Origin of the sequence: Paenibacillus glacialis (assembly GCF_001637205.1) — a bacterium.
Taxonomy (GTDB): Bacteria; Bacillota; Bacilli; order Paenibacillales; family Paenibacillaceae; genus Paenibacillus_AQ; species Paenibacillus_AQ glacialis.
Window position 1 is genome coordinate 109,927 of the sequence record NZ_LVJH01000027.1, and the last position, 25,740, is coordinate 135,666.

At 39.3% G+C, this 25,740-nt stretch carries 32 protein-coding genes and 1 pseudogene; 14 read left to right on the forward strand and 19 right to left on the reverse strand.

What is annotated here, in order from left to right:
- Positions 1-65: 65 nt before the first annotated feature.
- Together PGLA_RS15605 and PGLA_RS15610 are read right to left on the reverse strand one after the other, a co-directional pair.
- A complete protein-coding gene (locus PGLA_RS15605; protein WP_068534317.1) occupies positions 66-596 on the reverse strand; it encodes a DoxX family membrane protein in 531 nt (176 codons plus the stop codon).
- A gap of 435 nt (positions 597-1,031) precedes the next feature.
- On the reverse strand, positions 1,032-1,946 hold the full coding sequence (locus PGLA_RS15610) for a class I SAM-dependent methyltransferase (protein ID WP_068534319.1): 915 nt from the start codon (positions 1,944-1,946) through the stop codon (positions 1,032-1,034).
- A 667-nt stretch (positions 1,947-2,613) separates the two neighbouring features.
- Between PGLA_RS15610 and PGLA_RS15615 the strand changes: the two genes are divergently transcribed.
- The 5 genes from PGLA_RS15615 to PGLA_RS15635 all read left to right on the forward strand — a co-directional run bounded on the left by PGLA_RS15615 (position 2,614) and on the right by PGLA_RS15635 (position 6,021).
- Positions 2,614-2,946 (forward strand): ArsR/SmtB family transcription factor, encoded by a 333-nt coding sequence (locus tag PGLA_RS15615; RefSeq protein WP_084411146.1) that lies wholly within the window; start codon positions 2,614-2,616, stop codon positions 2,944-2,946.
- 54 nt (positions 2,947-3,000) lie between these two features.
- Entirely contained in the window at positions 3,001-3,534 is a 534-nt protein-coding gene (locus PGLA_RS15620) for an SRPBCC domain-containing protein (protein ID WP_068534322.1), read from the forward strand.
- A 345-nt stretch (positions 3,535-3,879) separates the two neighbouring features.
- Positions 3,880-4,485 (forward strand): TetR/AcrR family transcriptional regulator, encoded by a 606-nt coding sequence (locus tag PGLA_RS15625; protein WP_068534323.1) that lies wholly within the window; start codon positions 3,880-3,882, stop codon positions 4,483-4,485.
- A gap of 22 nt (positions 4,486-4,507) precedes the next feature.
- Complete coding sequence (locus PGLA_RS15630; RefSeq protein WP_068534324.1) at positions 4,508-5,257, forward strand: (S)-benzoin forming benzil reductase; 750 nt, start codon at positions 4,508-4,510, stop codon at positions 5,255-5,257.
- Positions 5,258-5,658: 401 nt separating this feature from the next.
- Complete coding sequence (locus PGLA_RS15635) at positions 5,659-6,021, forward strand: hypothetical protein (RefSeq protein WP_068534325.1); 363 nt, start codon at positions 5,659-5,661, stop codon at positions 6,019-6,021.
- A 119-nt stretch (positions 6,022-6,140) separates the two neighbouring features.
- Here PGLA_RS15635 and PGLA_RS15640 read toward each other — a convergent pair whose 3' ends face one another.
- Both PGLA_RS15640 and PGLA_RS15645 read right to left on the reverse strand, forming a co-directional pair.
- Positions 6,141-6,734 (reverse strand): hypothetical protein, encoded by a 594-nt coding sequence (locus tag PGLA_RS15640; RefSeq protein ID WP_068534437.1) that lies wholly within the window; start codon positions 6,732-6,734, stop codon positions 6,141-6,143.
- Between the two features lie 116 nt (positions 6,735-6,850).
- Entirely contained in the window at positions 6,851-7,204 is a 354-nt protein-coding gene (locus PGLA_RS15645) for a winged helix-turn-helix transcriptional regulator (RefSeq protein WP_068534439.1), read from the reverse strand.
- A 202-nt stretch (positions 7,205-7,406) separates the two neighbouring features.
- On the opposite strand from PGLA_RS15645, the gene PGLA_RS15650 reads away from it, so the two are divergent.
- Positions 7,407-8,135 (forward strand): SDR family oxidoreductase, encoded by a 729-nt coding sequence (locus PGLA_RS15650; protein ID WP_068534327.1) that lies wholly within the window; start codon positions 7,407-7,409, stop codon positions 8,133-8,135.
- Positions 8,136-8,299: 164 nt separating this feature from the next.
- Here the strand turns inward: PGLA_RS15650 and PGLA_RS15655 are convergent, their stop codons facing one another.
- Together PGLA_RS15655 and PGLA_RS15660 are read right to left on the reverse strand one after the other, a co-directional pair.
- On the reverse strand, positions 8,300-8,638 hold the full coding sequence (locus tag PGLA_RS15655) for an ROK family protein (RefSeq protein ID WP_068534330.1): 339 nt from the start codon (positions 8,636-8,638) through the stop codon (positions 8,300-8,302).
- 59 nt (positions 8,639-8,697) lie between these two features.
- Entirely contained in the window at positions 8,698-9,114 is a 417-nt protein-coding gene (locus tag PGLA_RS15660; protein WP_068534332.1) for an ROK family protein, read from the reverse strand.
- A gap of 182 nt (positions 9,115-9,296) precedes the next feature.
- Here PGLA_RS15660 and PGLA_RS15665 point away from each other — a divergent pair, with 182 nt between their 5' ends.
- Positions 9,297-9,686, forward strand: a complete 390-nt coding sequence (locus tag PGLA_RS15665; protein WP_068534334.1) for a VOC family protein — start codon at positions 9,297-9,299, stop codon at positions 9,684-9,686.
- 75 nt (positions 9,687-9,761) lie between these two features.
- Positions 9,762-10,652: an alpha/beta hydrolase gene (locus PGLA_RS15670; protein WP_084411150.1), complete on the forward strand. Its 891-nt coding sequence runs from the start codon at positions 9,762-9,764 to the stop codon at positions 10,650-10,652.
- Positions 10,653-10,900: 248 nt separating this feature from the next.
- On the opposite strand, the pseudogene PGLA_RS26930 reads toward PGLA_RS15670, so the two are convergent.
- From PGLA_RS26930 to PGLA_RS15685, 4 genes and pseudogenes are all read right to left on the reverse strand, one after another.
- A pseudogene (locus PGLA_RS26930) lies at positions 10,901-11,092 on the reverse strand (long-chain fatty acid--CoA ligase); the annotation flags it as partial.
- A 110-nt stretch (positions 11,093-11,202) separates the two neighbouring features.
- Positions 11,203-11,847 carry a hypothetical protein gene (locus tag PGLA_RS15675; protein WP_068534336.1) on the reverse strand — a complete coding sequence of 215 codons (645 nt, stop codon included), beginning with the start codon at positions 11,845-11,847 and terminating at the stop codon, positions 11,203-11,205.
- Positions 11,848-11,945: 98 nt separating this feature from the next.
- Positions 11,946-12,707: a LuxR C-terminal-related transcriptional regulator gene (locus tag PGLA_RS15680; RefSeq protein ID WP_068534338.1), complete on the reverse strand. Its 762-nt coding sequence runs from the start codon at positions 12,705-12,707 to the stop codon at positions 11,946-11,948.
- Between the two features lie 401 nt (positions 12,708-13,108).
- A complete protein-coding gene (locus PGLA_RS15685; protein WP_068534340.1) occupies positions 13,109-14,188 on the reverse strand; it encodes an AI-2E family transporter in 1,080 nt (359 codons plus the stop codon).
- A gap of 329 nt (positions 14,189-14,517) precedes the next feature.
- Here PGLA_RS15685 and PGLA_RS15690 point away from each other — a divergent pair, with 329 nt between their 5' ends.
- On the forward strand, positions 14,518-14,853 hold the full coding sequence (locus tag PGLA_RS15690) for an Asp23/Gls24 family envelope stress response protein (RefSeq protein ID WP_068534342.1): 336 nt from the start codon (positions 14,518-14,520) through the stop codon (positions 14,851-14,853).
- 127 nt (positions 14,854-14,980) lie between these two features.
- On the opposite strand, the gene PGLA_RS15695 is transcribed toward PGLA_RS15690, so the two are convergent.
- The 3 genes from PGLA_RS15695 to PGLA_RS29585 all read right to left on the reverse strand — a co-directional run bounded on the left by PGLA_RS15695 (position 14,981) and on the right by PGLA_RS29585 (position 16,759).
- Entirely contained in the window at positions 14,981-16,168 is a 1,188-nt protein-coding gene (locus PGLA_RS15695; protein ID WP_068534344.1) for an MFS transporter, read from the reverse strand.
- A gap of 189 nt (positions 16,169-16,357) precedes the next feature.
- On the reverse strand, positions 16,358-16,501 hold the full coding sequence (locus PGLA_RS29580; RefSeq protein WP_342671691.1) for a TetR family transcriptional regulator C-terminal domain-containing protein: 144 nt from the start codon (positions 16,499-16,501) through the stop codon (positions 16,358-16,360).
- A gap of 72 nt (positions 16,502-16,573) precedes the next feature.
- Positions 16,574-16,759: a hypothetical protein gene (locus PGLA_RS29585; protein ID WP_068534346.1), complete on the reverse strand. Its 186-nt coding sequence runs from the start codon at positions 16,757-16,759 to the stop codon at positions 16,574-16,576.
- Positions 16,760-16,891: 132 nt separating this feature from the next.
- Here PGLA_RS29585 and PGLA_RS15705 point away from each other — a divergent pair, with 132 nt between their 5' ends.
- Complete coding sequence (locus tag PGLA_RS15705; RefSeq protein WP_068534348.1) at positions 16,892-18,010, forward strand: DUF4303 domain-containing protein; 1,119 nt, start codon at positions 16,892-16,894, stop codon at positions 18,008-18,010.
- Between the two features lie 281 nt (positions 18,011-18,291).
- Here PGLA_RS15705 and PGLA_RS15710 read toward each other — a convergent pair whose 3' ends face one another.
- Entirely contained in the window at positions 18,292-18,558 is a 267-nt protein-coding gene (locus PGLA_RS15710; RefSeq protein WP_068534350.1) for a CPBP family glutamic-type intramembrane protease, read from the reverse strand.
- 204 nt (positions 18,559-18,762) lie between these two features.
- Between PGLA_RS15710 and PGLA_RS15715 the strand changes: the two genes are divergently transcribed.
- On the forward strand, positions 18,763-19,209 hold the full coding sequence (locus tag PGLA_RS15715; protein ID WP_068534353.1) for an OsmC family protein: 447 nt from the start codon (positions 18,763-18,765) through the stop codon (positions 19,207-19,209).
- An 85-nt stretch (positions 19,210-19,294) separates the two neighbouring features.
- On the opposite strand, the gene PGLA_RS15720 is transcribed toward PGLA_RS15715, so the two are convergent.
- From PGLA_RS15720 to PGLA_RS15740, 5 genes are all read right to left on the reverse strand, one after another.
- Complete coding sequence (locus tag PGLA_RS15720) at positions 19,295-20,140, reverse strand: alpha/beta fold hydrolase (protein WP_245699982.1); 846 nt, start codon at positions 20,138-20,140, stop codon at positions 19,295-19,297.
- A gap of 537 nt (positions 20,141-20,677) precedes the next feature.
- Positions 20,678-21,430: an amino acid ABC transporter ATP-binding protein gene (locus PGLA_RS15725; RefSeq protein ID WP_068534355.1), complete on the reverse strand. Its 753-nt coding sequence runs from the start codon at positions 21,428-21,430 to the stop codon at positions 20,678-20,680.
- A 14-nt stretch (positions 21,431-21,444) separates the two neighbouring features.
- On the reverse strand, positions 21,445-22,113 hold the full coding sequence (locus PGLA_RS15730) for an amino acid ABC transporter permease (protein WP_068534356.1): 669 nt from the start codon (positions 22,111-22,113) through the stop codon (positions 21,445-21,447).
- A gap of 45 nt (positions 22,114-22,158) precedes the next feature.
- Positions 22,159-22,962: an amino acid ABC transporter substrate-binding protein gene (locus PGLA_RS15735; protein ID WP_068534357.1), complete on the reverse strand. Its 804-nt coding sequence runs from the start codon at positions 22,960-22,962 to the stop codon at positions 22,159-22,161.
- Between the two features lie 16 nt (positions 22,963-22,978).
- Positions 22,979-23,956, reverse strand: a complete 978-nt coding sequence (locus PGLA_RS15740) for a helix-turn-helix transcriptional regulator (protein WP_068534358.1) — start codon at positions 23,954-23,956, stop codon at positions 22,979-22,981.
- 81 nt (positions 23,957-24,037) lie between these two features.
- Here PGLA_RS15740 and PGLA_RS15745 point away from each other — a divergent pair, with 81 nt between their 5' ends.
- From PGLA_RS15745 to PGLA_RS29095, 3 genes are all read left to right on the forward strand, one after another.
- Complete coding sequence (locus tag PGLA_RS15745) at positions 24,038-24,565, forward strand: dihydrofolate reductase family protein (protein ID WP_068534360.1); 528 nt, start codon at positions 24,038-24,040, stop codon at positions 24,563-24,565.
- A gap of 222 nt (positions 24,566-24,787) precedes the next feature.
- Complete coding sequence (locus PGLA_RS29090) at positions 24,788-25,168, forward strand: class I SAM-dependent methyltransferase (RefSeq protein WP_245699985.1); 381 nt, start codon at positions 24,788-24,790, stop codon at positions 25,166-25,168.
- Positions 25,169-25,253: 85 nt separating this feature from the next.
- Positions 25,254-25,544 carry a hypothetical protein gene (locus tag PGLA_RS29095; RefSeq protein WP_245699987.1) on the forward strand — a complete coding sequence of 97 codons (291 nt, stop codon included), beginning with the start codon at positions 25,254-25,256 and terminating at the stop codon, positions 25,542-25,544.
- Positions 25,545-25,740: the final 196 nt, after the last annotated feature.

The following is a 25,740-nucleotide window of genomic DNA, read 5'->3' on the forward strand; positions in this document are numbered from 1 at the left end:
TGATTGTCAATCTTTTTTAAAAAATTCAGCCTTATACATCAAGAGTATTGGAGCAATCACGCGAATCAGTTCACGAAGGATCTGTTAGTCATAGTAAGGTCGGAAGAAGATTTCGATTTCTGCGCAAATGAGGGCACTCGTTTAAACCATCGGTCCAGACTAAGCGTGAATGTACGCGAGCCGCAGAGTAATAACCCAAAAGAACATGTATAAAGAATAAGACTGATCAGATTCATATTACCTGACAGAATGAAATTGACATGCATAAATAAGCAAATGAGAATGCTTGGTAACGTGAACAAACCAACGATTAGTAGAATGCCAACCACGATCTGAACGCAGGGAATGACATAATTAAAATAATCAACATAAGGGAGACATACATGCTTGATAAAGTCTTTGTAGAATAAAGAGACATTGGGTTTCGTTAAGGCTACTTCCAGATAGTTTGTCAGAAAAACACTAGGCTGCTCGAACCACCCTTTTTCAGTTATTTTGGTAACCCCGGCCAACACCCAGCCTACCCCGAAGGAAACTCGCATAAGTACAACAAAAAATAAGAAAACATGATGCTTTAAAACATGAGAAAAATTCATCCAGTAAAACTCCTTGTCAGTTATAATTGAGAACGATTATTATTATCAATTGTTTGGAGGGTGTTGTCAATACAAATTACAACTTCTTTCCTTGAGCCGCTTCTTCACTAATGATTCTGCATAGGTCCTGATTCTATAATCAACCATATAAATCCTTCGTCAGAATGGGAATATACCCACAATAACTATGAAAAAGGACACTCCTAAGAGTGCCTTCTGGTTATCACTGGAATCTCGACTCCTCTATTCTAAGCATTAAACTTTCGATAATTCATGACTTTACGATACATCGTTTTATCCCCGAGCTTGTTAAAAATATATGGACCTGGGCTTGGATTCACTTCGATAATTCATGACTTCATCTTGAGATCGAGCTCAAAAATCCAGGTGTTTGACAAGCAGTCAACCGCAACGCAGGACTAGGTTTTAGTGAACCTATCGTTTAACCGCCAAGCAATAGTTCACATTATCGAATGCCTTTATTTTGTATGAAGGTTGACTGTCATTGTAGGTTTTAAACAGCTCTTCGGTAATTTCCGCTGGAGTCAAATGCTGATAGATAAGCAGGTTGACCTCTTCCAACATCTCCTCTAGCTCCGAATAGGAATAACTTGCCTGCATAGGCTCCCCCGCCCTTGCAGCCATCATTACCTGTTTCTGCGCCCGTTCACCTGCCTGCGAGGTGAACGTCTGCTCATCGGGATAATCAAAGACGATGCTGCTACCGCTTGGTACCAATGAAGCAATGGCAGACAACAAATGCTTAAACACATCCTTAGACAAATAATAGCTGATTCCCAACAAGCTACTAAAGCTGATTAGACTCGGGTCAAAAGCTGGGCAGGCAAGGACGCTACTCTGCCAATCTGGTTCACGAAAGTCGGCTGAAATGTAGTGTATGTTTGACGGCACGTCCAATTGTAGAGCCGATACACGTCTGCGCTTGTCGGCTGCTGTAGCAGGATGATCGATTTCAAAGATTTGCAAATTGGTTGCCCACTTCGGCTGGCGGTAAGCGAAGGTGTCGTAACCTGCCGCAAAAATGAGATATTGTCTGGCGCTTAGCGTCGCGGCAACCTCAAGTGTCTGTTCGGCAAATGCGGCCCTGCCAAGTGGAGATGGAGACAGTTGATGATCAACGATTTCACGTAGCGCTTGCTCCTGTGAACCAACAAACTCTGGCTGGAAGAAAGCAATTGCCTGTGACATATTGCTGGAGATATTCTTGAATTCCTCATCTGTTATTAGTTGTCTGGCGAGTTGATCATCAAAAATTTTGATCTGATTTTGCTGGGCGTGATACGCTCTTGAGAACGCACTGACGAGAGCTGTTAAACTTTTATTTTCCATTATCCATCACCTCATATCTGTTGTAACATGGAGGTACGGAACGAAACAATACTTGATTTTTATGTTAATTTATGGTATAATAATAGGTAAATTTATAAAAAGATTCACATTTTCGCCACATTTAGCGGCTTTTTTTATGCCTGCAATATTCAAAGCAGCTCCATTCAATAAAGAGTCTATAATTTCTGGGTATACATGTTTACAGACATTTTGATCCGAACCGTGCGCACGATATTATGCTCTCCTATACTTCTTATAGTCCCCTTACTATTCCACAAATCAAAGGTCAGCAGCCTCCTCTTTCGAGTGGCCACTGCCCTTTTTACGTTTAATAGGATGTACCCCCTCCTCTCCTTTCATTATTCTTATACAGAAATGAAATCAACAGAAAATCAACCTATGAATTCAGCTAATTATCTTTGGAAAAAGCTGATAATACATTCATGATTAGCGTGTTGGAAATCCGTTTTCTTGATTATTATTACTTAACAAGATCATGCCTTAACAATTTTATGAATATTCCTTTACAGGAATATTCCGTATGTGGTATATTCAAAACAACAAAAGGAAATACAAAAAAGGAGGCATTTCGTAGTCGATAAAGCGATGTTCGTCTCGAGAGAAAGACGGATTAAATAAACAAATAAAACGAATGGATGTTTTTCTTATGAATGCTACCGTTATGAGCGCCTTAGCTGAGCCTAACCGCCTGCAGATTGTTGAACTATTGCGCGAGAGTCCTCTAACCGTTGGGGAGATCGCCGAAAGACTCGGGCTACGTCAGCCTCAAGCGTCCAAGCATTTACGCGTCCTTAGTGAGGCAGGTATTGTTGAGGTACAGGCGGTTGCTAACCGACGTATTTACAAGTTGCGTCCGAATCCGTTTAAGGAATTAGACGCTTGGCTGGAATCGTACCGGCGTATGTGGGAAGAGCGTTACGATCGACTGGATGAATATTTACTTGAGATGCAAAGCAAGGAATCAGGAAAGCACGATTAGAAATAGGCCGTGAACGGCTCGACAATATAATCAAATATGAGGAGGATGTATATCATGACTAACCCTAATCTAATTAACCAATTAGTATCCAAAGTGGAAGGCAACATACTTGTATTGGAGCGAGTGTTCCAAGCACCACGAGAGCTTGTATTCAAAGCTTTTTCGGAGGCAGAACATCTCAAACATTGGTGGGGACCGAAAGGCTGGACCATTCCCGTATGCAACATCGATTTCCGTCCAGGCGGTTCATGGCATTATTGCATGAAGTGCGATGATAAGAACCAGGGCGATTTCTATGGTATGGAGTCTTGGGGCAAAGCGCTTTATCGGGAAATTTCAGAGCCGAAGCAAATCCTCTATACGGATTACTTCTCGGATGCGGAAGGCAATCTTGCAGACAATTTGCCTGAAACGCTGGTCACACTCGATTTCATCGAGCTGGATGGTAAGACAAAGCTAGTTAACACCGGGAAATACGCATCACCTGAGGCGTTGCAAACGGTGCTAGATATGGGGATGATTCAAGGTATGACTGAAACCTTGGATAACCTAGTTATTCATCTAGAGAATATACAGAAGAATAACTAAAGAATACTCGAACCCATGGTATGGTTATTTAAATTACATATGGGACACAGTATCTTGCTTATATGCTGTGTCTCAACGGTAATCATATCAATGTCAATCAGTTATTACCGAATAACCATGCTGCCACCACTGATCAACAAGTTGTGTGCAGCATGGTTATTTGACGATTGTACTTATCTAAATATGAAGCCAATCCTCTCTCCTTTTTTTAGCTTTCTTATACAGGGATTCGAGTATTGGTCAATGTTAGTTTTTTTAACGAACGATAGTTAAATTATTGACATGCTAGTCCCCTCTGTTTATAATATTTTCCAGAAGGTAGGTAGATTAAAGGAGTCGTTACATATGAAGAAAAAGGAGCTCACTACTAATCAATTAATAGAAGCAGCATTTGACCTTTTCGCTGAGCATGGTCTAGAACGAACAAGTTTAGGAATGATCGCTAGCAAGGTTGGTATAACAAAGCCTTCAATCTACTATCATTTCTCTAGCAAGGAAGAGTTGATCAGCCGGACTTTTGACCATATTTTCAAAGATCATCATTACGACAAGTACTTTCAAACGGATTCCATAACGAAAGAGAATTTTATAGAAACCTTGTACCAACGTGGCTTAGTTATGCTTCCTGATGGGAACAAAGAACATTTTGCAGTGTTGAGGGTTTTAGGTGAATTTATGATGCTTGCAGAGCGTGAGGAGATTTACAGAGAAAGATTGACTAATATGCATCAGGAATTTTTGAATGGATTCCGTGACTTGTTACTTAAGGGAGTATCATATGGCGTTGTTTCATCTCAAACTACGGATAACAAGGCTTATATGCTCGCCTTAGTCATTGATAATATATCCCGTTGCATGATGATGAAATTTGATATGAACTATCAGGATGTTTGGAAGGAAACAGTCAATAGCGTTCTCATAGAAGAGGCCAGAGCAGAATTTCAGAAATGATATATTAGGAGGAACACATCGGATGAAATATTTTGTTATTACGGGTACATCCAGAGGTATTGGAGAAGCGTTGGCCTATCAATTATTAGCTGAGAATCATCATATATTTTGTATATCAAGGACTGACAATGAATGTCTGATTGAACGCGCTAGAGAAAAGAATGTCAGATTGAGTTACTACCCATTCGATCTTAATCATGTAGGTGAAATTGATAGACTATTCAACGAGATATTCAGCACGATCAAACGTGAAGCAGATATTACAGCTATCTACTTAATAAACAATGCGGGAATGTTAACTCCTATCGCGCCAATTGAACAATGTTCATCTGCAAGTCTCACCGAAAATGTAAATGTTAATTTAATTGCTCCGATGATAATAACGTCGAATTTCATCAAGCATACGCAGGAATTAAACATAGACAAGCGAATTATGAATATATCTTCTGGTTCTGCCCGCTATCTTCTTCCATCTCAAAGCTGTTACAGCACATCGAAAGCAGGTTTGGATTCTTTCTCGAAGAGTGTGAGCTTAGAGCAGTCGAATCAGTTGTATCCTACCAAGGTAATTTCCGTATATCCTGGAATGATAGACACACAATTGCAAACTGAGATTCGTTCGACAAACAAAGAACTTTTTCCCTACGTGGATCAATTTATACAGGTAGCACAAGAAGGAAAGTTACAAACACCCGAATATACGGCAGAGAAATTAATTGACATCCTTTTTAGTGAATATTTTGGCAACACGGTTGTTGTTGAAGATTTATGAGACCAGGCCTCTTTGTTTTACTCTTAGGTAACTTCTAGTCAGTAACTGAGCAAACGAATCCTCTCATTTTAACCAACTCCCCCCCAAAGACCAGTGCACTAATAAGGTATACCCTAAATACAGCTAATGTTCATCTTCCCTAAATCAGAAATCAAAACAGAGCCATCTCTCACCTGACGAACTGCATCACTCATATCACTCTTCACTCAAAATCTTAAGAATTCCATTACATTGCTACGGTAACTAAATATTATGCATTTAGGCAGAAATATGTAGTATCGTTCATAAAATAGCTTAATTATTTCCATTATTTACTTATTTATATACTTTAAGTATAATATATAGTACAGAGATTTCCTGACACAAGTTCCTAATCTTTTTGTAAGAAAGGAGGTGTAAGGATGAAAAAAACGGTATCTTCTCTCTGTATCATGCTTGTCATTATTTTAAGTTTTACAACAACAGCGTTTGCTGCGTTCAGCGAATCTAGCCCGAGTAGAACGCTAACAAGCGGCACAATCAAGTTTGGTTATGGCGTTATTGTCAACACAGGTAAGTATCGCGATGATTTAACAATCAAACTTTATCGAGGAGATCAGCTGATTAGCACGAAAACAATAACATTGAATTCTCAAGAATGGATCTACCCAGGGTCAGTAACAACACCCTTGATAACACTAGCAACGGACCAACCAGCTGGTGATTATAGAACCGTTATATCAAGTTCAGGAAGTTGGCATTTCCTGGCGAGCCTAACTAATTAATGCTACTATGACATTCACTTTCAGACAATAAAATCAACCCCGTGCGATGGCACGAGGTTGATTTTATTTGTCTACACTCTATTCCTCCATAGCAGAACTGCAACTCTATCATTAGAAAATTAAGCACCTAACACAGCCTCGGGTAGCTCACGCTCATAGTTCTTATACACGATATACCTTTGCAATCCTCTGCTACTTTGCAAAGCTTGCCTTGCTAGTTCAATCGCTTCGGGACGGTTCCCGGTTTGCAATTCAATCTCAGATAGCAGGCTGTTTTTCATCCATGGCTTTGACACTTTAGCCGTAGTTGCTCGAGCAAGTTCCAGGTTACCTTCCTCAATATAGACATATGTTTCATAATAATAACGGAATTGGACCGATTGAATAAGTGAAACTTCGTTCTTAACGGTGGTTATATTTTTTCGATACGTACCGTAAATTGCCTTGTACAAAGCTTGTTTTTGCGGGTGCTTATATTTGACCAGCAAACGGTCGATCAGAATCCTAACCTCTTCATCCTGTTTATTCGCAATGGCATAAAAAAGGTACAATGCTGGATTTTTTCGCTGTCTAATTAAAAACTTCTCCAGTCGTACCAAATTAGTCTCTTGTAATACCATATGAATATACGGAAGCATTATAGATAAGATTGCAATGAGTATAGCAACACTAACAATGTAAACTGTAGATATATTCCGCATTGATAAGATCATACTGACGATAAATATGAATAGGTAGACAATGACATTACGGACCAACGAATTTATAATGTTTCACTCCTATTAGGTGGCGCTACTTGCGCATCCTGTAATTTTAATCTCTTACATTTTCACACTTTGCGACAACTAAATTCCTCGATTTTCATATAATCCAAGTGTTGTCTGCCCCAACCACACATACTATCCAAAACAGAGGTTAGCGTTCTCCCATGCTCCGAAATACTGTATTCAACCCTAAGGGGTATCTCTTGAAAGATTACACGGACAATAAGTTCATCCTCCTCAAGCTCCCGCAGTTGCTTGGCTAGTGTTCCTTGTGAGACATCCGGAATAAGGCGTCTTAGTTCTCCAAAACGTTGAGTTCCATTTATTAGTAAAATAAACAAAATGAGCGGCTTCCATTTCCCACCGATCATTTGAAGCGTTGTTAGTACCCCTTTCAATCTAGGCTCCTTCAAATCCATATTCATCGTTTCACCCTCTCGTTACCATCATACATATTGCTCTCTCCTATTGCACACTGGTTCTAATAATACCTAATTCTAGTATATGAGTACGAAAATTCGTACCTAGTACGAACAAAGTGCGTACTTTGCAGGAATCGATTTTTCACTAATAATAAAGAAGCTAAATATAAATTTTACTATATAAAGGAGATCATTCATGATGTCTACTATTTCATTAAAGAATCAAAGAATTGTAATCATCGGAGGAAGTTCTGGGATTGGATTAGCTACTGCCAAACAGGCGCTCGAACAAGGGGCACATGTCATTATAGCTGGTCGATCGAAAGATAAATTGGACTCAGCGAAACATACTCTTGGATTCGACTCCGTGGAAACTTATCCTTTGGATAATCAGGACGAAGTGCAGTTGAAGGCCTTTTTCGAGAAAATCGGAAAGTTTGACCATTTATTTACGCCAGGCGCCTCCTATGTCAGAGGTCCAATTACGTCAAGCTTAGAGATTGCTCATAGTTGCTTTAATGCTAAATTCTGGCCACAATACAACGCTGTAAAATTCGCAGCCCCTTTTATCAACCCTAACGGTTCGATTGTGCTAATGTCAGGTGCCTTTAGTCAACGCCCACTTGCGGATGGAGCCTCATATGCTGCTTGCAATGGTGCGATTGAAAGTCTGGGTAAAGCTTTAGCCGTGGAACTTAATCCCATTCGGGTGAATGTAATCTCTCCAGGCACCATACATACCTCATTTAATTGGGAAGATGCAGACCAAGAGACTAGAGATAAAGCTTACGAAGGATATACCAAAATCAATATTCTTGGCAGAGTCGGTCAAGCAGATGAAGCAGCACATACTACAATATATTTGATGACCAATAGATACACAACAGGAAGTACCCTATTCCCGGATGGTGGCTATATCTTGCGTTGATCGTTAGTAAGAATCACACAATTTTATTGTTAACTGATAATATTAGTCGGAATTTAAATACAGAGTAAAGTGAGGGCGACCTCCTTTGCTTTGTGTTACTTTTTTATGAAAATTATGATTATTTCGTATGTATATCAATGATGTGTAAGCTTACGAATCCACTCTCAAGCGCCGAAGGCGATCACTCTATTCTGAATCTTTGGTGTCGTTATCGTACAACAGTTGAGCAATTCGGGCAACGCATACGCTTCAAGGGCAGCCTTTGCAGCTTCCATATAGCCCTTATAGGTTGGTGTACTACCGCCAACCACGATTACATCTGGATTATACAAGTGTAGTAAGTTAGTCAACGCATAGCCGAAGTACTGCCCTGCTTTCCTTACAAGATCAGCGACTTGCTCATCAGCTGCTTCGAGGCGCTCGCGTAGTGCAGCATCATCCAACCCTGTTTGATTCATAAGCGCAACCACTGGCAATCGTGTCGAGCAGAACTGGATTCCCATCCACGGTAAGGATCATGTAACCCATCTCCCCGCTCCACCCTTTCACACCAAGCAGTAATTCACCTGAGGCTACAACGCCTGCCGCGATAAATGCGTCCGCCATGATGACGACAACAGTTTGTTTCATTGTCTGTGTAATGAGCAGCTTCGGCCATCGTCGCCGCCTTAACATCATTGATAAATGCTACCGGAATGTTTGCTGACGTTGCGAACATATCCGCTGTAACACCGTTTAGCGCCGGCAAGACATGGCTCAACTCTACTTTATCGCTGCCGACGACTAGCCCTGGCATACCCATGCCGATGCCACTTGGAGTAAATTCCAACTTGGCTACAAAGGCCTCAACCTCATGTTGGAGATGCGGCAACGTACAATCTTTGCCCGTAGGTACCGTATGCTCCAAATGACCGCTAGTTGTCTCCGCCATCATATACATCTGAGCACCATCAATTTCAATGCCTACATATGAATTCATATCATTCGTCTCTCCTATTGGTCATAATTGTGATAAGCCGCACAATTGCAAATGATAGAGTTGCAGTCATCCTATTCCAGTCACATGCCCACATTATATAAATTTTGAAAGATAACCACTTTGTGGTTGATTCTTCCACAATGTCGATTGAAATTACAGATTATAAATGAGGAGTTATGTAGATGAGAGCTCAAATAACCGTGATTACGATTTTAACTAATGATGTTGCCCGATTGACTCGTTTTTACCGTGATACACTTGGATTTCACACAATAGTAGATACTGAAGAATATGTTGAGTTTGAGAATAGTGGCGTTCGTTTCTCCATTTGCTCTAAATCTTTAATGGCGATTAACACGGATGGTCAGTACTCTTTTAAAGAAGAACATAGAGGTCAAGCTTTTGAGCTTTGTTTCCCATGCGATTCGCCAGAAGATGTTATACAGACCTACAGTGATATAATCACAAAAGGAGCCACGCCTATTAAAGAACCCACGGTAATGCCTTGGGGGCAAACAACGGCTTTCTTTGCGGACCCTGAAGGTAATATTCATTCCACTTATGCGGACTAACTCATTCATGTCATAAAATATGGTAAAATATCCTTGAATTCATATTTATTATGTTTGTTCCAAGGGGGCCTATCCATGAGGTTTGGTAATACGATCATTGCATGCATTCTACTGTTAAGTGCACTTACGACCAGCTGCACCAATACGGATCAACCCGTGACAATAAGTGATGTGAAGGTCAGTGAGTCCGTTCGTGCTGAGGTTATCTCCCACTCTCCAAACGTTCAAAAGGTTACTTTTTACAGCGAGTCACTGGAAAGAGATATGAAATTTAATATTTACCTTCCAAAAGGTTACAAGGATAATAAGCAATACCCCGTACTTTACATGTTTCATGGATATGGTGCAAATGAAAACTCATGGATACCAGAATTAGGACTAGATAAAAATGCGGATGAAATGCTAAGTGAAGACAAGATTAATCCGCTTATCATCGTTGCCCCTCAAATTGATAACAGCTACGGGTTCAATTCTATTTCGGAAGGAAATTATAGTGATTATATTGTCAAAGATCTAATCCAATACGTTGATAGTCATTTCAATACTGATACCACTAGAGAGAGCCGATATATCGGCGGATTATCAATGGGTGGATGGGTTGCACTCTTTAACGCATTCCAACATCCCGAGTTATTTAGTAAAGTGGGGGGCCACAGCCCAGCTTTATTTATGGATGACTGGGGCAATGCAGCGGGACTGCAAGATCGGCTCTACCCTTCTGAAGTCCTTCGACAGCAAAGAGATCCTTTGTTCCTCGTAGAGACTCAGAATCTGAAAGGATTGTCTATTTATCTCGATTCTGGAGATGAGGATGGCTATAAATTTTATGAAGGTGCTGAGGTACTGTACAACAAGTTACAGAGCAGGAACGTGACCTCGGAATATCATCTTTCTTCAGGTGGTCATGATCATGAGTACTGGAGTAGGCACGCGAGTGACTACTTACTTTTTTACTCAGGAAAATAAATAGAGTCCACTATCACACTCAATATTCACAACTCACATAAGAATCGTACATACAAATAATCGGTGCTCCAACATGTTCTTATCTCACTAGCCTCTTTTGGAGGAAGACCTGTTACAGTTTCGCTTAATTCCAACACGTCGCAGCTATTCCAATCAAGTTCCATGCAGAATGTACTTGTTTACAACGATACACGTGATCTCCTTGGTCGATACCAGATTGCAATTTATCACCTCAATTTCACCTATCTTATTACAGCAATCTCAAGAATAGCAGGATGCTTACACAGTACTTCGTCCACCTCTGAGCAATATACATTTGAACCGTCCACGATGATCATATCTTTCTTCCTATCCACGAGATACAAATAACCGTCATGATCAAATCTCCCTAAATCTCCAGTATGCAGCCAACCATTTCGAAGAACTTTATTTGTCTCTTCGGTGTTATTCCTGCGATTTCAGAGGTCTGTAATCATAAAAACCCGGCAGCTCTTTTTGAGAGTTTACCGGGTTTAAGCTCTCTTTACCAGAAGGAAAGAAACTCATTTGATTATTTAAAAGTAATCGATTTTAGTATTTTATCCGTTTCAGCTTTACTCGCATCGTCTACAGAGGTAAGGATAATATTGAAAGCATAACCATCGATGATGGTGCTGTAGTAGTCCTGTGTAAGAACTATTTCTCCTGCATTAATCGTGGTCTGCATTGTATGCATATCTTTACCACCAATTTTGGCAGTTGTAATGTCTTTGAACTCATACGGGATCTCTGTCTCAGTCATCAGTTTCTTCGAAGATTCAAGATAATCTTCACCCGACTTGACGCCTTGCAGCAAGCTTACTTTCTCACTAATGATTAAAATGGAAGGTCCTGCCTCTGTTCCGCCGAATGGAAATTTAGAAGCCATCAGCAGGTTAAGCGTTTTTGCTTGACCCAATTCCATTTGGGCCTTCTTTTTCTCGTCATCACCAGTCACAACTTCTTTACCAGCTTCCATCAGGTTATTCATTCCAACCGCATCTTCAAACTTCCACTCTTTTGGAAAGGATAGCGATACACCAAAATAATCGTTGGTGTAAGAACCACTTTCAGTTGTCCCTAAGCTCACTTCTTTATCCTTGCCCCCACATGCTGTAACCAACACCAAAACCAACATCATAACAAACGACAATAATCCAATCTTTTTCTTAGACATAAGACCCTCCTGATTTGTTGTTTCTCTCTTTTTACAGACCAGAAAAGTTTATCACATATCCCTGATATTCCCACCTATACAAAACTATAGGTAGTAATTTATAAATATGAAAGACGACTGGCTATCGAAACGGCTTCAGTACTAGACTGAACACCCAATTTATCGAAGATAATTTTCTTATGGTGATTAACTGTGCATTCTTTTATTTGAAGCTTAATCGCAATCGCCTTAACTGTCACTCCCTGTGAAATCAGCTTTAGAACTTTTTGCTGGCGTTCTGTAAATTTCACCGGGAACTGCTCTGCATGTTGGGTGGTGAGCTGGTCTTGGTAACTGCTCAGCATATGTGCTGGTATTAACTTGGCTATGGCCACTAGTTCACTTTTCATATCCGCATTAATCGTGGACACATCAAGATAACCTACATTATTTCTACCTATGGTCAATGGTGTAGAGAAGCAATGCCAGCTCTTAAAAAAAGGACTTTCATGCTCTTCAGGTGGCAAATAGATCTGATCGTCAAGCCTAATTGCTTCTGAAATCGCATTAACGCCACAACTCTCTTCTGTAAAATACATTCCTAAACGGATGGGTGACTGAATCACCGTGTCTGCTAGATTCTCGCTGTAGTCCATCGCTAACAGAACACCCTCGGCATCAGTAAGTAAGAAGAGAAATGTACCTGAAAGATGTTCTTTAATATTAGAAATGCAATGTTGAAAGACCATAATTAAGAGTTTGTTTTTCGTACATGCATATTCAAATTGTTGCTTGGATAGAAATGATCCTGTTAAGAAAACACTCTCTCTTGGATGGCCTCCCTCCGAATGCTGACGTAAAGTATTTATCGTTCCGGGCATTACATTTCTGCCTCCTTACTGCATGGATACTTCTGGAGAACAAAAGAATCTCCTTCCCTATATATCGGCAAACAAGGAAAAAAGTTGAATGTGCTTTAAACCTACCAGCGTAGAGTGTAGTAAGATACTATAGAACTTTAAATTGCACCAGCTTACTTACGGGTTCCAATCTTAATCAGAACAGCAAATTGAGTAACGAGACGAGATATATCGGGTGACGGGATATACATTTAGAGGAATTGACTACGTTAAGAGAATAAAGAGATCGTCACAGGTGGAATAAAACAATAAAGAGGCCGCATCTTACGCGACCTCTCCTCTTTGCCATTAGAATACTTGTGTCTATATTCTTCTGAAATACTCCCTGGAGCTTGGCAAATGATTACGTAACTCCTCAACTCTTAAGCATCTTCCCACTTCTGTTTAAAGAACAACTGATAAAGCTTAACAACTACGATTTTGACAATCATATATACGGGAATAATGACAATCACACCTATGATTCCAAACGCGTCACCACCAACCAAGACCAATATGATCGTCGTAAGTGGATGAATATCTAGCTGTTTGCCAAAAATATAAGGTGAAATAATATTATCCTGAATTTGTTGTGAAACTAGGATGATCACTAACGACCAAATTGCAACGGAAGGTGATTCGATCAATCCGATAATTACAATCGGTATCGCAGACAGAATTGCTCCAATGAAAGGGATAAAGTTCATAATAACAGCGATCACAGTCAGTAATAACGTATAAGGCAGACCTATTATAAGGAATCCTATAAACATAAGGACACCAAGTGCAAGATTCACTACCACTCTACCCACGATGAATCCGCTAAGAGCACTATCAATATCATGAACGACCTTAGTACCTTCTTCACGGAAACGCTTAGGCATGAAGCTAACAATTTTCTGACCGAACTTGTCTCCCTCTTTCAACATGTAGAACAAAAGGATTGGGAATGTCAGCATAATAACCGCAAAATTCGAGAAGAAAGAAAACATACCCGCTACGTAATTGGACAATAATGAGAATCCCTTATTCAAATATTCGGTCAATTGAGTTAGAGGACTCACATCTTCTGGAAGGATTTTCGATAGAAATCCTGTCTGTTCTAGGTCTTGTAACTGCTTGCCCAACGCATTCAACAGATTTGGTGCATTATTCACTAAATTGAAAAATTGAGTCCTTAGGGATGGAAATACTCCAATAATAAATACGGAAAATAGGACAGCAATAACTAAATAAATGATTAAAATAACCAACGATCTGTTTAATTTAGGGCGCTCCATCCAGTTCACCAGCGGCCGTAAAAGGTAGTAGAAAAAAGAGGCTAACATTAATGGCACCATAATAATACTCAACAACGACAGGAGCGGCTTAAATACAAAACTAACAAGTGATCCTAAATAAATAATAATAAATACTAATATTACAGCGATACCAATCTTGATGAATCGGTTTAATGACGTCAATATGTTTCCCCCAAGTTATATGAATTCTTCTTAAATGAATGCTGAACAATGTCCCATCTTCTCCATACGTACTGAGCTCTATTGTCCCCCATTTTTATCTGTATTTCTTTCAATCTTCTCATTTGAAAATATAACTAAAATCCAAGTATACACTTGGAAGTTTTAAATTACCTTAAAGTAAGCTTAAGATTGAATTAATATTTACTAACAATCGTGAATAAGCAACACTAAATACAGAATTACCGATTGAATATAACGAGATTTGCTTTTTGAGAACAAGAAGCTTTAAGCTTTAATATAACAATATTATATATTAAGGAGTAAATAAAATGACGAAACAACAACTTAATGACGATAACGGATATATTCTCATCTCAAAAGAAGTGGTCGCCAAGATCACAGGAAAAGTTATACAAGACACTCCTGGCATAGTAGCCATGTTCGTAGGAAAAAAATCTGTCAACAGCAAATTTTTCTATAAAGCTGTGAATATCAACATCAGTGAAGTGAATGATGTGGAGATTGGTTTGCGTGTGATTACCAAATATGGATTCTCACTTCCTGAAATATCCCACTTGCTTCAAGCGAATGTGAAGAAGACCCTAGAAAATTTGACTGGACTTCTTGTAGTCAACGTAAAAGTCGATTTCGCAGGAATTGTCTAAAACATTAAAGTTCAAAAAGATTCCAATCTAACATAATAATAAAAAAGTATAGGCTAAGGTCGACAACCTTAGCCTATACTTTTGAAGATATATCACATACATAAGTAAGATTTCTTGATATTCAGATTTAGGATTCAGCCATCTGACTTCTTTTTGCCTTCATCGATAAGACGAAACATAACATTAGAACGATAGCAGCTGACAGATAAGGATAATTAATATCCACATCGAATAAAAAGCCTGCAACGATAGGTCCAATGATATTCCCAAGACTTGTGTAAGCCGAGTTCAAACCTGCTACATATCCTTGCTGTTCTGGTGCCACCTTTGACATCTGAGTACTAATTGCCGGACGTAATACGTCCATAGCTAAGAATACAATAAACGTAACCACAACAATCAACCAATATTTGTGTACAAAAAGAGTTAGAAATACGAATACACTTGATATGATCAAACTATAAGAGATGACCTTTCTCTCACCAAATTTATTCAATATCCATCCAAATACCGTAGCTTGCACAACAGCACCCGCTATAGATCCAAACGTAATAATATAGGCAATATCTTTCGCTGTGAAGCCAAATTTATGATCGACGAATAGCCCAAATACAGTCTCATAGTTAGCCAACCCGAAAGAAGCAACAAACACAATGATCAAACTTAAAAAATAAGGTTCTCGATATGAACTCATTAATTGTGCAGGTAAACTCTGTTTGACAACATTCTTCGCGACTCTACGCCTCTCAGCTGTTAATGATTCGGGTAGAATCAATGCGGTAATGATGGCCGCTCCCCCCCCAGCTATTGCTGCAGCGTAGAATGGTACACGAATACCGTACTCTGCTAGAATCCCTCCGATTCCTGGACCGATGATGAATCCTGTTGTGATCGCTGCAGTAATGAACCCCATACCTTTAGCACGCTCTTCATCCGAGGTAACATCTGCTGCATAAGCCATAACTGCTGGGAAAATGAATGCTGCTCCAACTCCTCCAAGGAATCTAGCTGCAAACAACAGATAAGTCGAACTTGCAGAACCAAATAGCCACTCTGACAGTGCAAAAACAATCATGCCTACAACAATAATCTTTTTGCGTCCCAATGAATCAGACAACCTACCAGCTACAGGTGAAAATATAAGTTGTGTTAATGAAAATGCTGCTACTAGCATACCAACAGTACTTCCACTAATATGGAGTTCTCTCATATAAGTAGGCATTATAGGTACTACGAGACCGATACCTGTAAAGACCAGAAAAATATTAAACATCAGGAGTAAAAGTGCGCCCCTATTTCTTAATAATAATGTCATTGAAATAATCCCCCGAATTTTGCATTCTTTGCTGTAATTATGTGGAAATATTTATACTGAACGTTCATTCTGTGAATGCATGAAGCTTGTTGAATCTATCATCCTATTAGAATCAGTTAGGCTCTTTTGCGATCCCGTGCAGGAACACTTTAACCACTAAATGATACAATACGAGTGCTTCCTTCTGATTTAATTTTCGAGACATTTGACTGAGACCGTCGTTAAGCTTTCAAATACAACGGAAAGACACTCCGCATTATTGTCTTTGAATTCTCCCTTATCAATGCCTTGTTGTATCAATTGTTGATAGAATTTAAGGTGTCCTGTTAGCATCTTGGTTATTCGTTCTTCAACATCGTTAGCCTACTCCTCGTTATGCCCATAATATCTTCAATGGAAGTTGCCTTATATCCTTTCTGAATCAAACAGGCTTCTTGCAGCGTCCGCAACTCTTTTTTTGGTGTCTTCGCTTTGGATCTGCTTCTTGTTCACATGCTTCCACTCCGATTCGTCAATGAACTTAAACATTTGGTTTCCGATCATTACTGAACGTTCATTCAGTATGTTAACACGAACAGAAGATTCTTTCAATAAAAAAATGTATCCTCGTAAACTGTGACGAAACCTAGCAAATAAAGGTGATTCATCTTGGAACACGAATAATACATATACATTGATTCTGATTCCACCAAATTATAGTACCAACTACAAAGGAGACTTACGATGAATACATATTATTCACAGCTCGCAAGATTACTAGAAGAAAGAACTCCTATTGATAAAGAAGGTTATTTCGTATTATGTGAAGAAAATAAAGCAAAATATAGTTTAACGAAGCCTTTTGATATTGAAAGCATAACGGCAGAACATTTTGTTGATGCATTAGTAGAAGGATGTAAGGTTGCTATTGAATCCTTTGCTAGTGGTTCTGATAACAAAGAAATATACGTTTTTAATTTATACGCAGATGAACATAATTGTTTTTATATATACATCAACACTCTTGACAGTTTTAAGAAGACACTGGAAAGTTATCCAAAACAGAGAAATCCCTATGAAATAAACACATTGAAATATAATCAAGGTGACTTTGGTTTTCAATTGTGGCAAGAGCATATGGGGGTGCATGGTCAAATTGTAGAGTCTTTTGAAAATTTAGCTGAATTGGTATCACATTCAGATCAAGAGTCATTCAGTGATGATGACGTGCCAATTATTGCATTTGAGGCAGGTATTATTAAATCAGGATTTCAACTACTAGCTATAAAGGCTGTCCTTCGATTGATTTCTGACAATGCGTTTGAATCTTTGAACACAACAGAGAACTTTATTGCGTTTGCAGCTACTGGAGATGATTATATCGACTATAGTATCGTTATGCGAAAATCGATAAGCTCTGAATTGTTTTATGAAATTTTCCCAGATATTCGAGAGAAGGATATCCAATTCAACGAAGAAATGAAAAAAAACCAACATTTATCAGTCAATGAATACTTAGCTTATTGGTCCGATGCTATGAATAGTAATTATAGACTTAAAACACCCTTTTCTTTTCTCAAATCAGAAATTGAAGTATTCAAACAAATGGAACATTTCGGTGATGCGTTAGCACAAGAATGTTTAGAGCGAATAAAGAAAATCCTTGATGTAGAAGATCTAGAACGTAAAGATTATGATCACATTTATTTTTATGTTGAAGCATTACATTTTTCCGGTAAACTTACGGAGGAACAACTCAAAGATTGTTCTATTATTGCTGATCGTATGATCACAAGAAGTCTTGACGATGACGACGGTTTAAAAGAGACCTCTCAAGAATTGATGTTTTTTGTGAATCAGTGATCCCTCAGATGATTATTAATTTCCCCCTTCTCTTCTGTAGAAGCATTGGAACTGTTAAATAACCGAACTAAACTGGAACATATCATTAAAAGCCACAGCAGCTCCCTCCTATAGGGAGATTACTGTGGCTTTCTATCATAAACTACTTGCTTACAATCTTTTCGATTACAGAATAATTCATTATGCCCCTGTACGGATATTGATTTCAGATGAATTTGTCATCTCTTTCCACTCAACTTTTTAAACGCTGTCCGATCCCATGGGTACCATATTACGTGAAATTACATGTGAACTACAATGGCAGCAATCAGACGATATTGCCAAAGTAGAAAACCGCAGAATAAAGAAACCCATAGATTCCCTAACACAGCCGATCCAATTAGCATAGGAGTTGCCTTATATCCTTTTTTTATTACTCCTGGAAGATGCGCTATACCAAACAGGACGCCAGTCATGACGATTGCAATCCAGAATGATGCCGATCTTGAAGGCGTTAACAATGAGATCAACCACATAACAAACCATGAATCGTTCCCCTTAGGCTTCACATTCCACTCAACTTTCCTATGTATGATATCTCTCCTTTCACATTATGTAATATCCATTTTTTACTAATAAAAAAATTATTCTATACCTAATTGACAGTTATTTATTCCCATTGTTATAATAAACACTATTCATAGTAACTTAGTTGGTATAATAAATATCAATTAAGAGATGATTATAATTTTCTTTAAGGAGAGTATCTTCCCATGGCTGCTATTCAAACTTTCAAAGCGTCTGCGCATTTACAAGATGGAGTTCAAGTAAGAACCACTTCGAGAAATTTCGAACTAATTATTGATGAACCGAAGAGTTTGGGTGGAACAGATACCGGAATGAATCCAGTCGAGGTTCTCCTTGCATCACTGGGCGCATGCCAGTCGATCGTTGCCAGAGTGTATGCACCCAAGTTTGGGGTGAAACTTGATGATTTCCGTGTAGATGTTGAAGGAGATCTTGATCTTGATGGATTCTTTAACAAATCCGAAGTCCGTCCAGGTTACTCTGATATCCGATATACTTTCACTATCAAAACCGATTCTCCAAAAGAGAAGGTTGAGGAATTCGTACAATTCTTAGAAAGTAAATGTCCTGTTGGGGATACCATTGCGAATCCGGTTAACGTCAAGTTAGATCGTATCATTATTGAGAATTAAACCATTCGCAAACCATTTTGAGACCGCATCCCTTGCGGTTTTTTTGTTGTCCTTTCTCACTTATCTTACTTGTGCTTTTGCCCTTTTAATCAGTCTTTATTAATTCGAGCTCTGCAATTTTAAGGATCTCATTAACAATCACGTCAGGTTGGTAGCTGTGAATGTAGTGGGAAGTGTTGGGTACAATGATTTGCTTACCGAATACGGACCAATTAGGAAGTACCGCTTGGCTGTCCATCCATGCTTTATCATCGCTCAGTTTACCGAAATAATCTGCGGTTAAGACAGTAATCGGGATATCGAGTGGCTTCTTACCGGCGAGTACAATCTCAGCATTTTTTCGGCTTTGGCGGATTTCATCGGTTGTATCTTTGTTTCCCGTCTTTAGTAGCGTAGCTATTCGATTAATCTCTCTCAGTTCCTCCGATAAAAGTTTCTCTCCGTTGCTCTGGTCCGAACCCCATTCTGCGAATCCATCGATATGGTACAGCGCACGCAGAGCACCAGTTTTTCTTAGTATCTGATAAATGGTAGGAATGGCCGTTAACACCGCGCTAGATTTGTAGTACTCTGGACTCCCGCCATCCATTAGAATTATTCCCTTCACTTCTTCCGGGAACCTTTGTGCATAACGAATCGTTTCCAGTGAGCCGAGTGAATGACCCACGAAGATATATGGTGGTTTCTGACCTGAGACGCGGAGCAACTCATGAACCTCATCTGTAATCGTGTCGACGCCCCTCTTCATACCTGTTGTATCGCTGTAACCGTAGCCGAATCGGTCATACACAGCAATTTTCACATGCTGTTTAAGCCCCTCATACAAGGGGGAGAAATCCGCGTATGGATTCACCGTTCCCCAGCCCGAAGCGAATACAATTGTCGTGTCCCCTTTACCTTCTGCGTACAGATGCATCTTATGACCCGTCACATCATATAACTTACCGACAGGTTTATAAGACTTTGCGTCCTGCTTCGAACCATACTATTGATACACTATTCCTCCTCCCGCTAGTAAAATAATGATAAAAAGTACATAAAGTATAATTTTGCGAATTCTTCTCCATATGTTCTACTTCTCCTACGATCTTTCTATATGTAGTGTCATAGCGTTAGATTTATTACAAATTTGATTTTTGGTTGTTATCTGAAATTTCATTAGAGTTACAGCCTACAATCATGAAGCACTTAAAGAGAAGTACAACAGTGACAAACACGCGGTAAATCTTCATCCAATCAGTAAAATAAGGTTAATAGTAACATATATATGTTAGAAATATTCGTTAGAATGGAACACCTGTCTCTTTTTTGACATACAAAAACCCCCTCCAAGTTCACTCATTTCCCTCATGGAATTCATGAGTTTCTTGAATGTTAACCTGAAGGGGGATAATACCATTAATCCTGTGGTTTTTTTCCAATGTTTATTCTACGGAGTGCTCATCATTATTAATACACAACTTCTCGACTAGTCCTCTTCACCACTTAATCGGTTGAGAAATTGTTGGGCACGTTTACTTTTAGGATGCTTAAGAACATCATCCGGAGTTCCTTCTTCTAGAATATGACCATATTCCATCAATATCATGGTATCCGCCACATCAGCCGCAAACTTCATCTCATGCGTAACAATAACCATGGTCATGCCTTCAGTAGCCAACTGCTTTATGACCTTCAGTACCTCCCCTACTAATTCGGGATCAAGTGCCGACGTTGGCTCATCGAATAGAAGTACCTCTGGCTCCACAGCCATCGCCCTAGCAATTGCTACTCGTTGCTGTTGTCCACCGGACAGCTGATGTGGATAGGACGCTGCTTTATCAACGAGTCCCACCTTTTCCAGAAGTACCAATGCACGTTTGCGTGCATCCTCTTTCGATCGCTTCTGTACCGTGATCTGACCTTCCATCACATTACCTAACACCGTCATATGCGGAAATAGATTGTAAGACTGAAAGACCATACCTGTTTTTTTACGGAAGGACACAACGTTATGTTGTGAGATTGTCTTGGAATCTGTAAAGCTCAATTTCATTCCACCAAGCTCAATGCTTCCACGATCAGGTACTTCAAGTAGGTTGAAGCAACGTAATAACGTGGTTTTACCGGAACCTGATGGTCCAATAATAACAAGTACTTTGCCATGCTCAAGCTTTACATTAATCCCCCTTAATACCTCTAGTGCACCAAAAGACTTATGTAAATCAAGTATCTCAATCAAGCGTATTCCCCCATTCAACCCGCAGAATATCTAGCAAGTCGCCTCTCTAGGTAGTTTTGCAAAGCAGACAGAATAGAGCAGAATAGTAGATAGATGACACCAACTTCGCAAAATAGTAGAAGTGGTTCGTATGTTGTCGCTACAATCTGTTGTGAAGTTCGGAACATCTCCATATATGTGATGCTTGCAGCAAGCGACGTATCCTTAACCAAACCGATGAATGTATTCGCTAGAGGTGGAACCGATACTCGAGTGGCTTGCGGTAATATAACCCTACGAAGTGCCTGACTACGAGTCATACCGACCGAGAATGATGCTTCCCACTGTCCTTTGGGGATGGATACAATAGCTGCACGCACGATTTCTGAAGAATATGCCCCAACACTAAGCGAGAATCCAATGATAGCTGCCGTTAACGGCTCCAATGTAATTCCGATGGCAGGCAATCCATAAAAAATGATAAATAACTGCACTAGAAGCGGTGTCCCTCGAATGACCCATACATAGAACCGGAAGATCAACTTTGGGATCCTCCAGGAGGAAATACGGACAATAGCGGTCAGCACAGCCAATATTAATCCTATTGCAAATGAAATCAAAGATAGAGGGATGGTAAATGCCACCCCGGCTTTAAGCAGGGGTAGCAATGAATCCATTAATATTTGTATTTTACGTTCATCCATTGATCAGACATCCTTTTTGGACTTTTTATCAATCGCGCAGCTATATTATTTGGAAACGTCCTCTCCAAAATATTTCTTTGAAATTTGTAAATACGTTCCGTCATTCTTCATTTCGGTTAGCGTTTTATTGACCGCTGCGACCAGCTCATCATTGCCTTTCAGGAATAACGCTGCGCTGTAAGACCCGCCCGCAATTTCATCTACCTGTTTGATCTTCACATCCGATTTCTTTTTCTTCAAGTCCAGAAAAGACAAGCTGTCATTGATGGTTGCATCAATACGTCCCGAGATCAACAGGTCAATGGCCTGGTTAAATCCATCCACAGCCACGATTTCCGCACCATTCTCACGGGCAATCGCGGAGAGGTTACTTGTCAGGGATTGACCCGCCTTTTTCCCTTTTAGATCAGCAAAAGACTTAATATCATCATTGTCTGAACTTACAATTAGTGCAGCCCTTGAAACAATATACGGTTCGGAGAAGTCATATTTGGCTTTACGATCGTCCGTAATGGATACCTCGTTAAAAATAACATCAAATCGTTTAGCATCCATGCCTGCAACGAGCCCGTCCCACTGCGTTTCAGTAAACTCAGGTGTAACTCCCAAACGCTTCGTTATTTCCTCAGCAATTTCAACATCAAAACCCGTTAACTTCCCATTCGCATCATGATATGTGAAGGGAGCGTAAGTGCCTTCTGTACCGATACGAAGCTTACCGCTTGCTTTCACGACAGCCAAACTGCTTTGCCCCTCTGTACCTGACGGTTTTTGATTGGTATTATTTCCACAAGCCGCTATCATTACCATGCTCAGAACAAGAAGAACCATCTTACACCATTTTTTCATCTTTATTATCCCTCGCTTAAATTTCTCTGGTTAATCCATCCTTAGATCCTTTGTACTGATCCAAAATCCCTTTGGCCATATCACATATTCTGTTAATCGCTTCCTGAGGTCTAATTATTGTTGCATCCTGATGAAGCGTGAACAAATAATCTGTCATATGATTTAACTCAGACTCAGGGACATCTATTTCTACGTACCCGCTTCCATCTTCATTTTGACAAATATGTTTGTCTAGAAATTCATTATCCCGGCATTTCATTACACCTTGTGGAGTCAATTCAACATGATACTGAATCATCGATCCGAAAGAGTCGTGTCCTTGATTGCTTAACCAATCATTTAATGTCGGCAGATGTAACTTGTCCGTGTTCGAATGATGAAATTCCAAGTCTTCGATTCGATCTACACGTAAAGTAACGATTTTATCTTTAAATACATCAGATGCTACGACGTACCACAACCCTTTTGATGTGTACACACCAATGGGAATTACCTTTTTCACTGAATGTTGATTTTTCGATTGATAACCTATGATTATAGTGTCCTTATTTCGTGAATGTATAAATATTTCTTTCAAAAAAGGATTGTCGTAATCTCTGTTAGGTGACAGAAATACGATGTATTCTTTCAGATCATTGATTTCGCTTCTGAACTTTGCTTCTGTCTGATTCAGCAATTTGTTCAAGACAGCATTGTAATCAGCATGGAAAGGTAAGCCTTTTATATTCTCAATGGATTGATATGCAAAAAAGATACTAAAGACTTCATCATGCGTAAATGATATGGGTGGCAATAATTTATTAGGCATAACTCTGTAACCACCACCCCTGCCTGCTTCTGAGGTAATTGGAAGACCCAGTTCAGATAACTCCGCAATATATCTTTGAACCGTTCTTTCTGAGATGTTAAATTGTATGGCGATGTCCTTTGCATTAAATACTTTTGCTTGATTGATGTATAGCCAAACGGCATTTAATTGCTGAAATTTATTCATTTTGTCCTCCATATTAAACGTCAAATTTTGTCGTGATTATATCTTAGTATGACCTTAATACAATAACAAGGAGTGATCATTATGAATCAAGAACAAACAATGAGTGTTTATATTGCGGTGAGCTTAGATGGCTATATTGCAACACAAGAGGGAAATGTGGATTGGTTACATCACATTGAAGGGGATGGAGATAACGGTTACGATCATTATTATTCTGGAACCGATGCGGTGATCATGGGTAGGAACACATATGAGACGATTTTAAGCTTTGATGTTCCTTTTCCCTACAGTGGAAAGGACTGTTATGTATATACCAATACACGTTATGGAGCAGATGAGAATGTAACCTTCATTAATGGTACGATCGAAGAATTAATATCCTCTCTTGCAACGCTATCTTATACAAAATGTTGGATTACTGGAGGGGGTCAACTGATTTCTGAGCTCATCAATAAAAAATATATTACTGAATTTATGGTAACTATTGCACCCGTTATATTAGGAAGTGGTATCCCACTATTGACTGGAATTAAGGATTTCCAATCATTGAATCTAGTCAATACAACGCGATATGGACAGTTCGTGGAACTACATTATGACTTTAAATAGAGATGAATAAAGGAAAATGAACCACAAAGACGAATTAAATACGATGTAACAATTCTATCTAAAAGGTATGGTGAACAATAGATGACATACAAATTCGGTAAATGCTCGGTGCAGTTGAAATAATCTGATAACAGATTGTGCCGAGCTATGGAGAACTGGTTATCAGTCAGCTGCACCTCATCACATGGATTAACTACACAAATGTGAGATGGGGGTTTACGAATGGATATCAATCAATTAAAACAATTTTGGCAATCTGAAGAGCAAATGACTTTCAAGGGCTGGGATTTCTCATATATCGCACACCGCACTTCAACACAAGAATTACCTTGGAATTATCAAACCATCGTTACATCCTATATCGATCGATCCATTACCATGTTAGACATGGGTACAGGTGGTGGAGAGTTTCTTGTATCACTTCATCCACCAGCAGGCACAACATTTGCCACGGAATCATACCCACCAAATGTTGAGTTATGTATGAATACACTACCGGATCATGGTATTGAGGTTCGACAAGTCTTTGATGATGAGAAATTACCATTTGAAGATTCTTTCTTTGATCTCATCATAAACAGGCATACGTCATTCTCCTCCTAAGGAAGTATTCAGGATTCTAAAACCAGGTGGAGTCTTTGTCACCCAACAAGTTGGGGGACATAATAACAAGGAGCTTTCTAAATTCTTGTTGGGTAGTGATACGTTCACCATTCACGCTGAGTTCAATCTTGAAGAAACCAAGGCTGCTATAAGCAATGCTGGGTTCTCAATTACTGATGCGCGAGAATGTTTCCTGTCTCGGCAATTTATGGACATTGGTGCGCTAGTATATTACGCGACAATCATTGAGTGGGAATTCCCTCAGTTCTCAGTAGAAAGATGTTTCAACCAACTATGCTTACTACAAGAAAAACTTGAACAAGATGGGTTTGTTCACAGTACAGAACATCGATTCCTGATCATGGCTATCAAATAGGATCGATTCAAAGTATCAATAAGCGGACTATTATGATCCATTAAAAAAGAACCAGTCAAAACACGAAATAACGTGTTAGACGGGTTCTTTTATGACGATATCGCTATCGTTATCAGCTAGCTTAATAGTTCATGCAACACAGCTCACTTCTTATTCTCATTTCCTTTATTTCATGGCTTACTATTTAAATAAACAA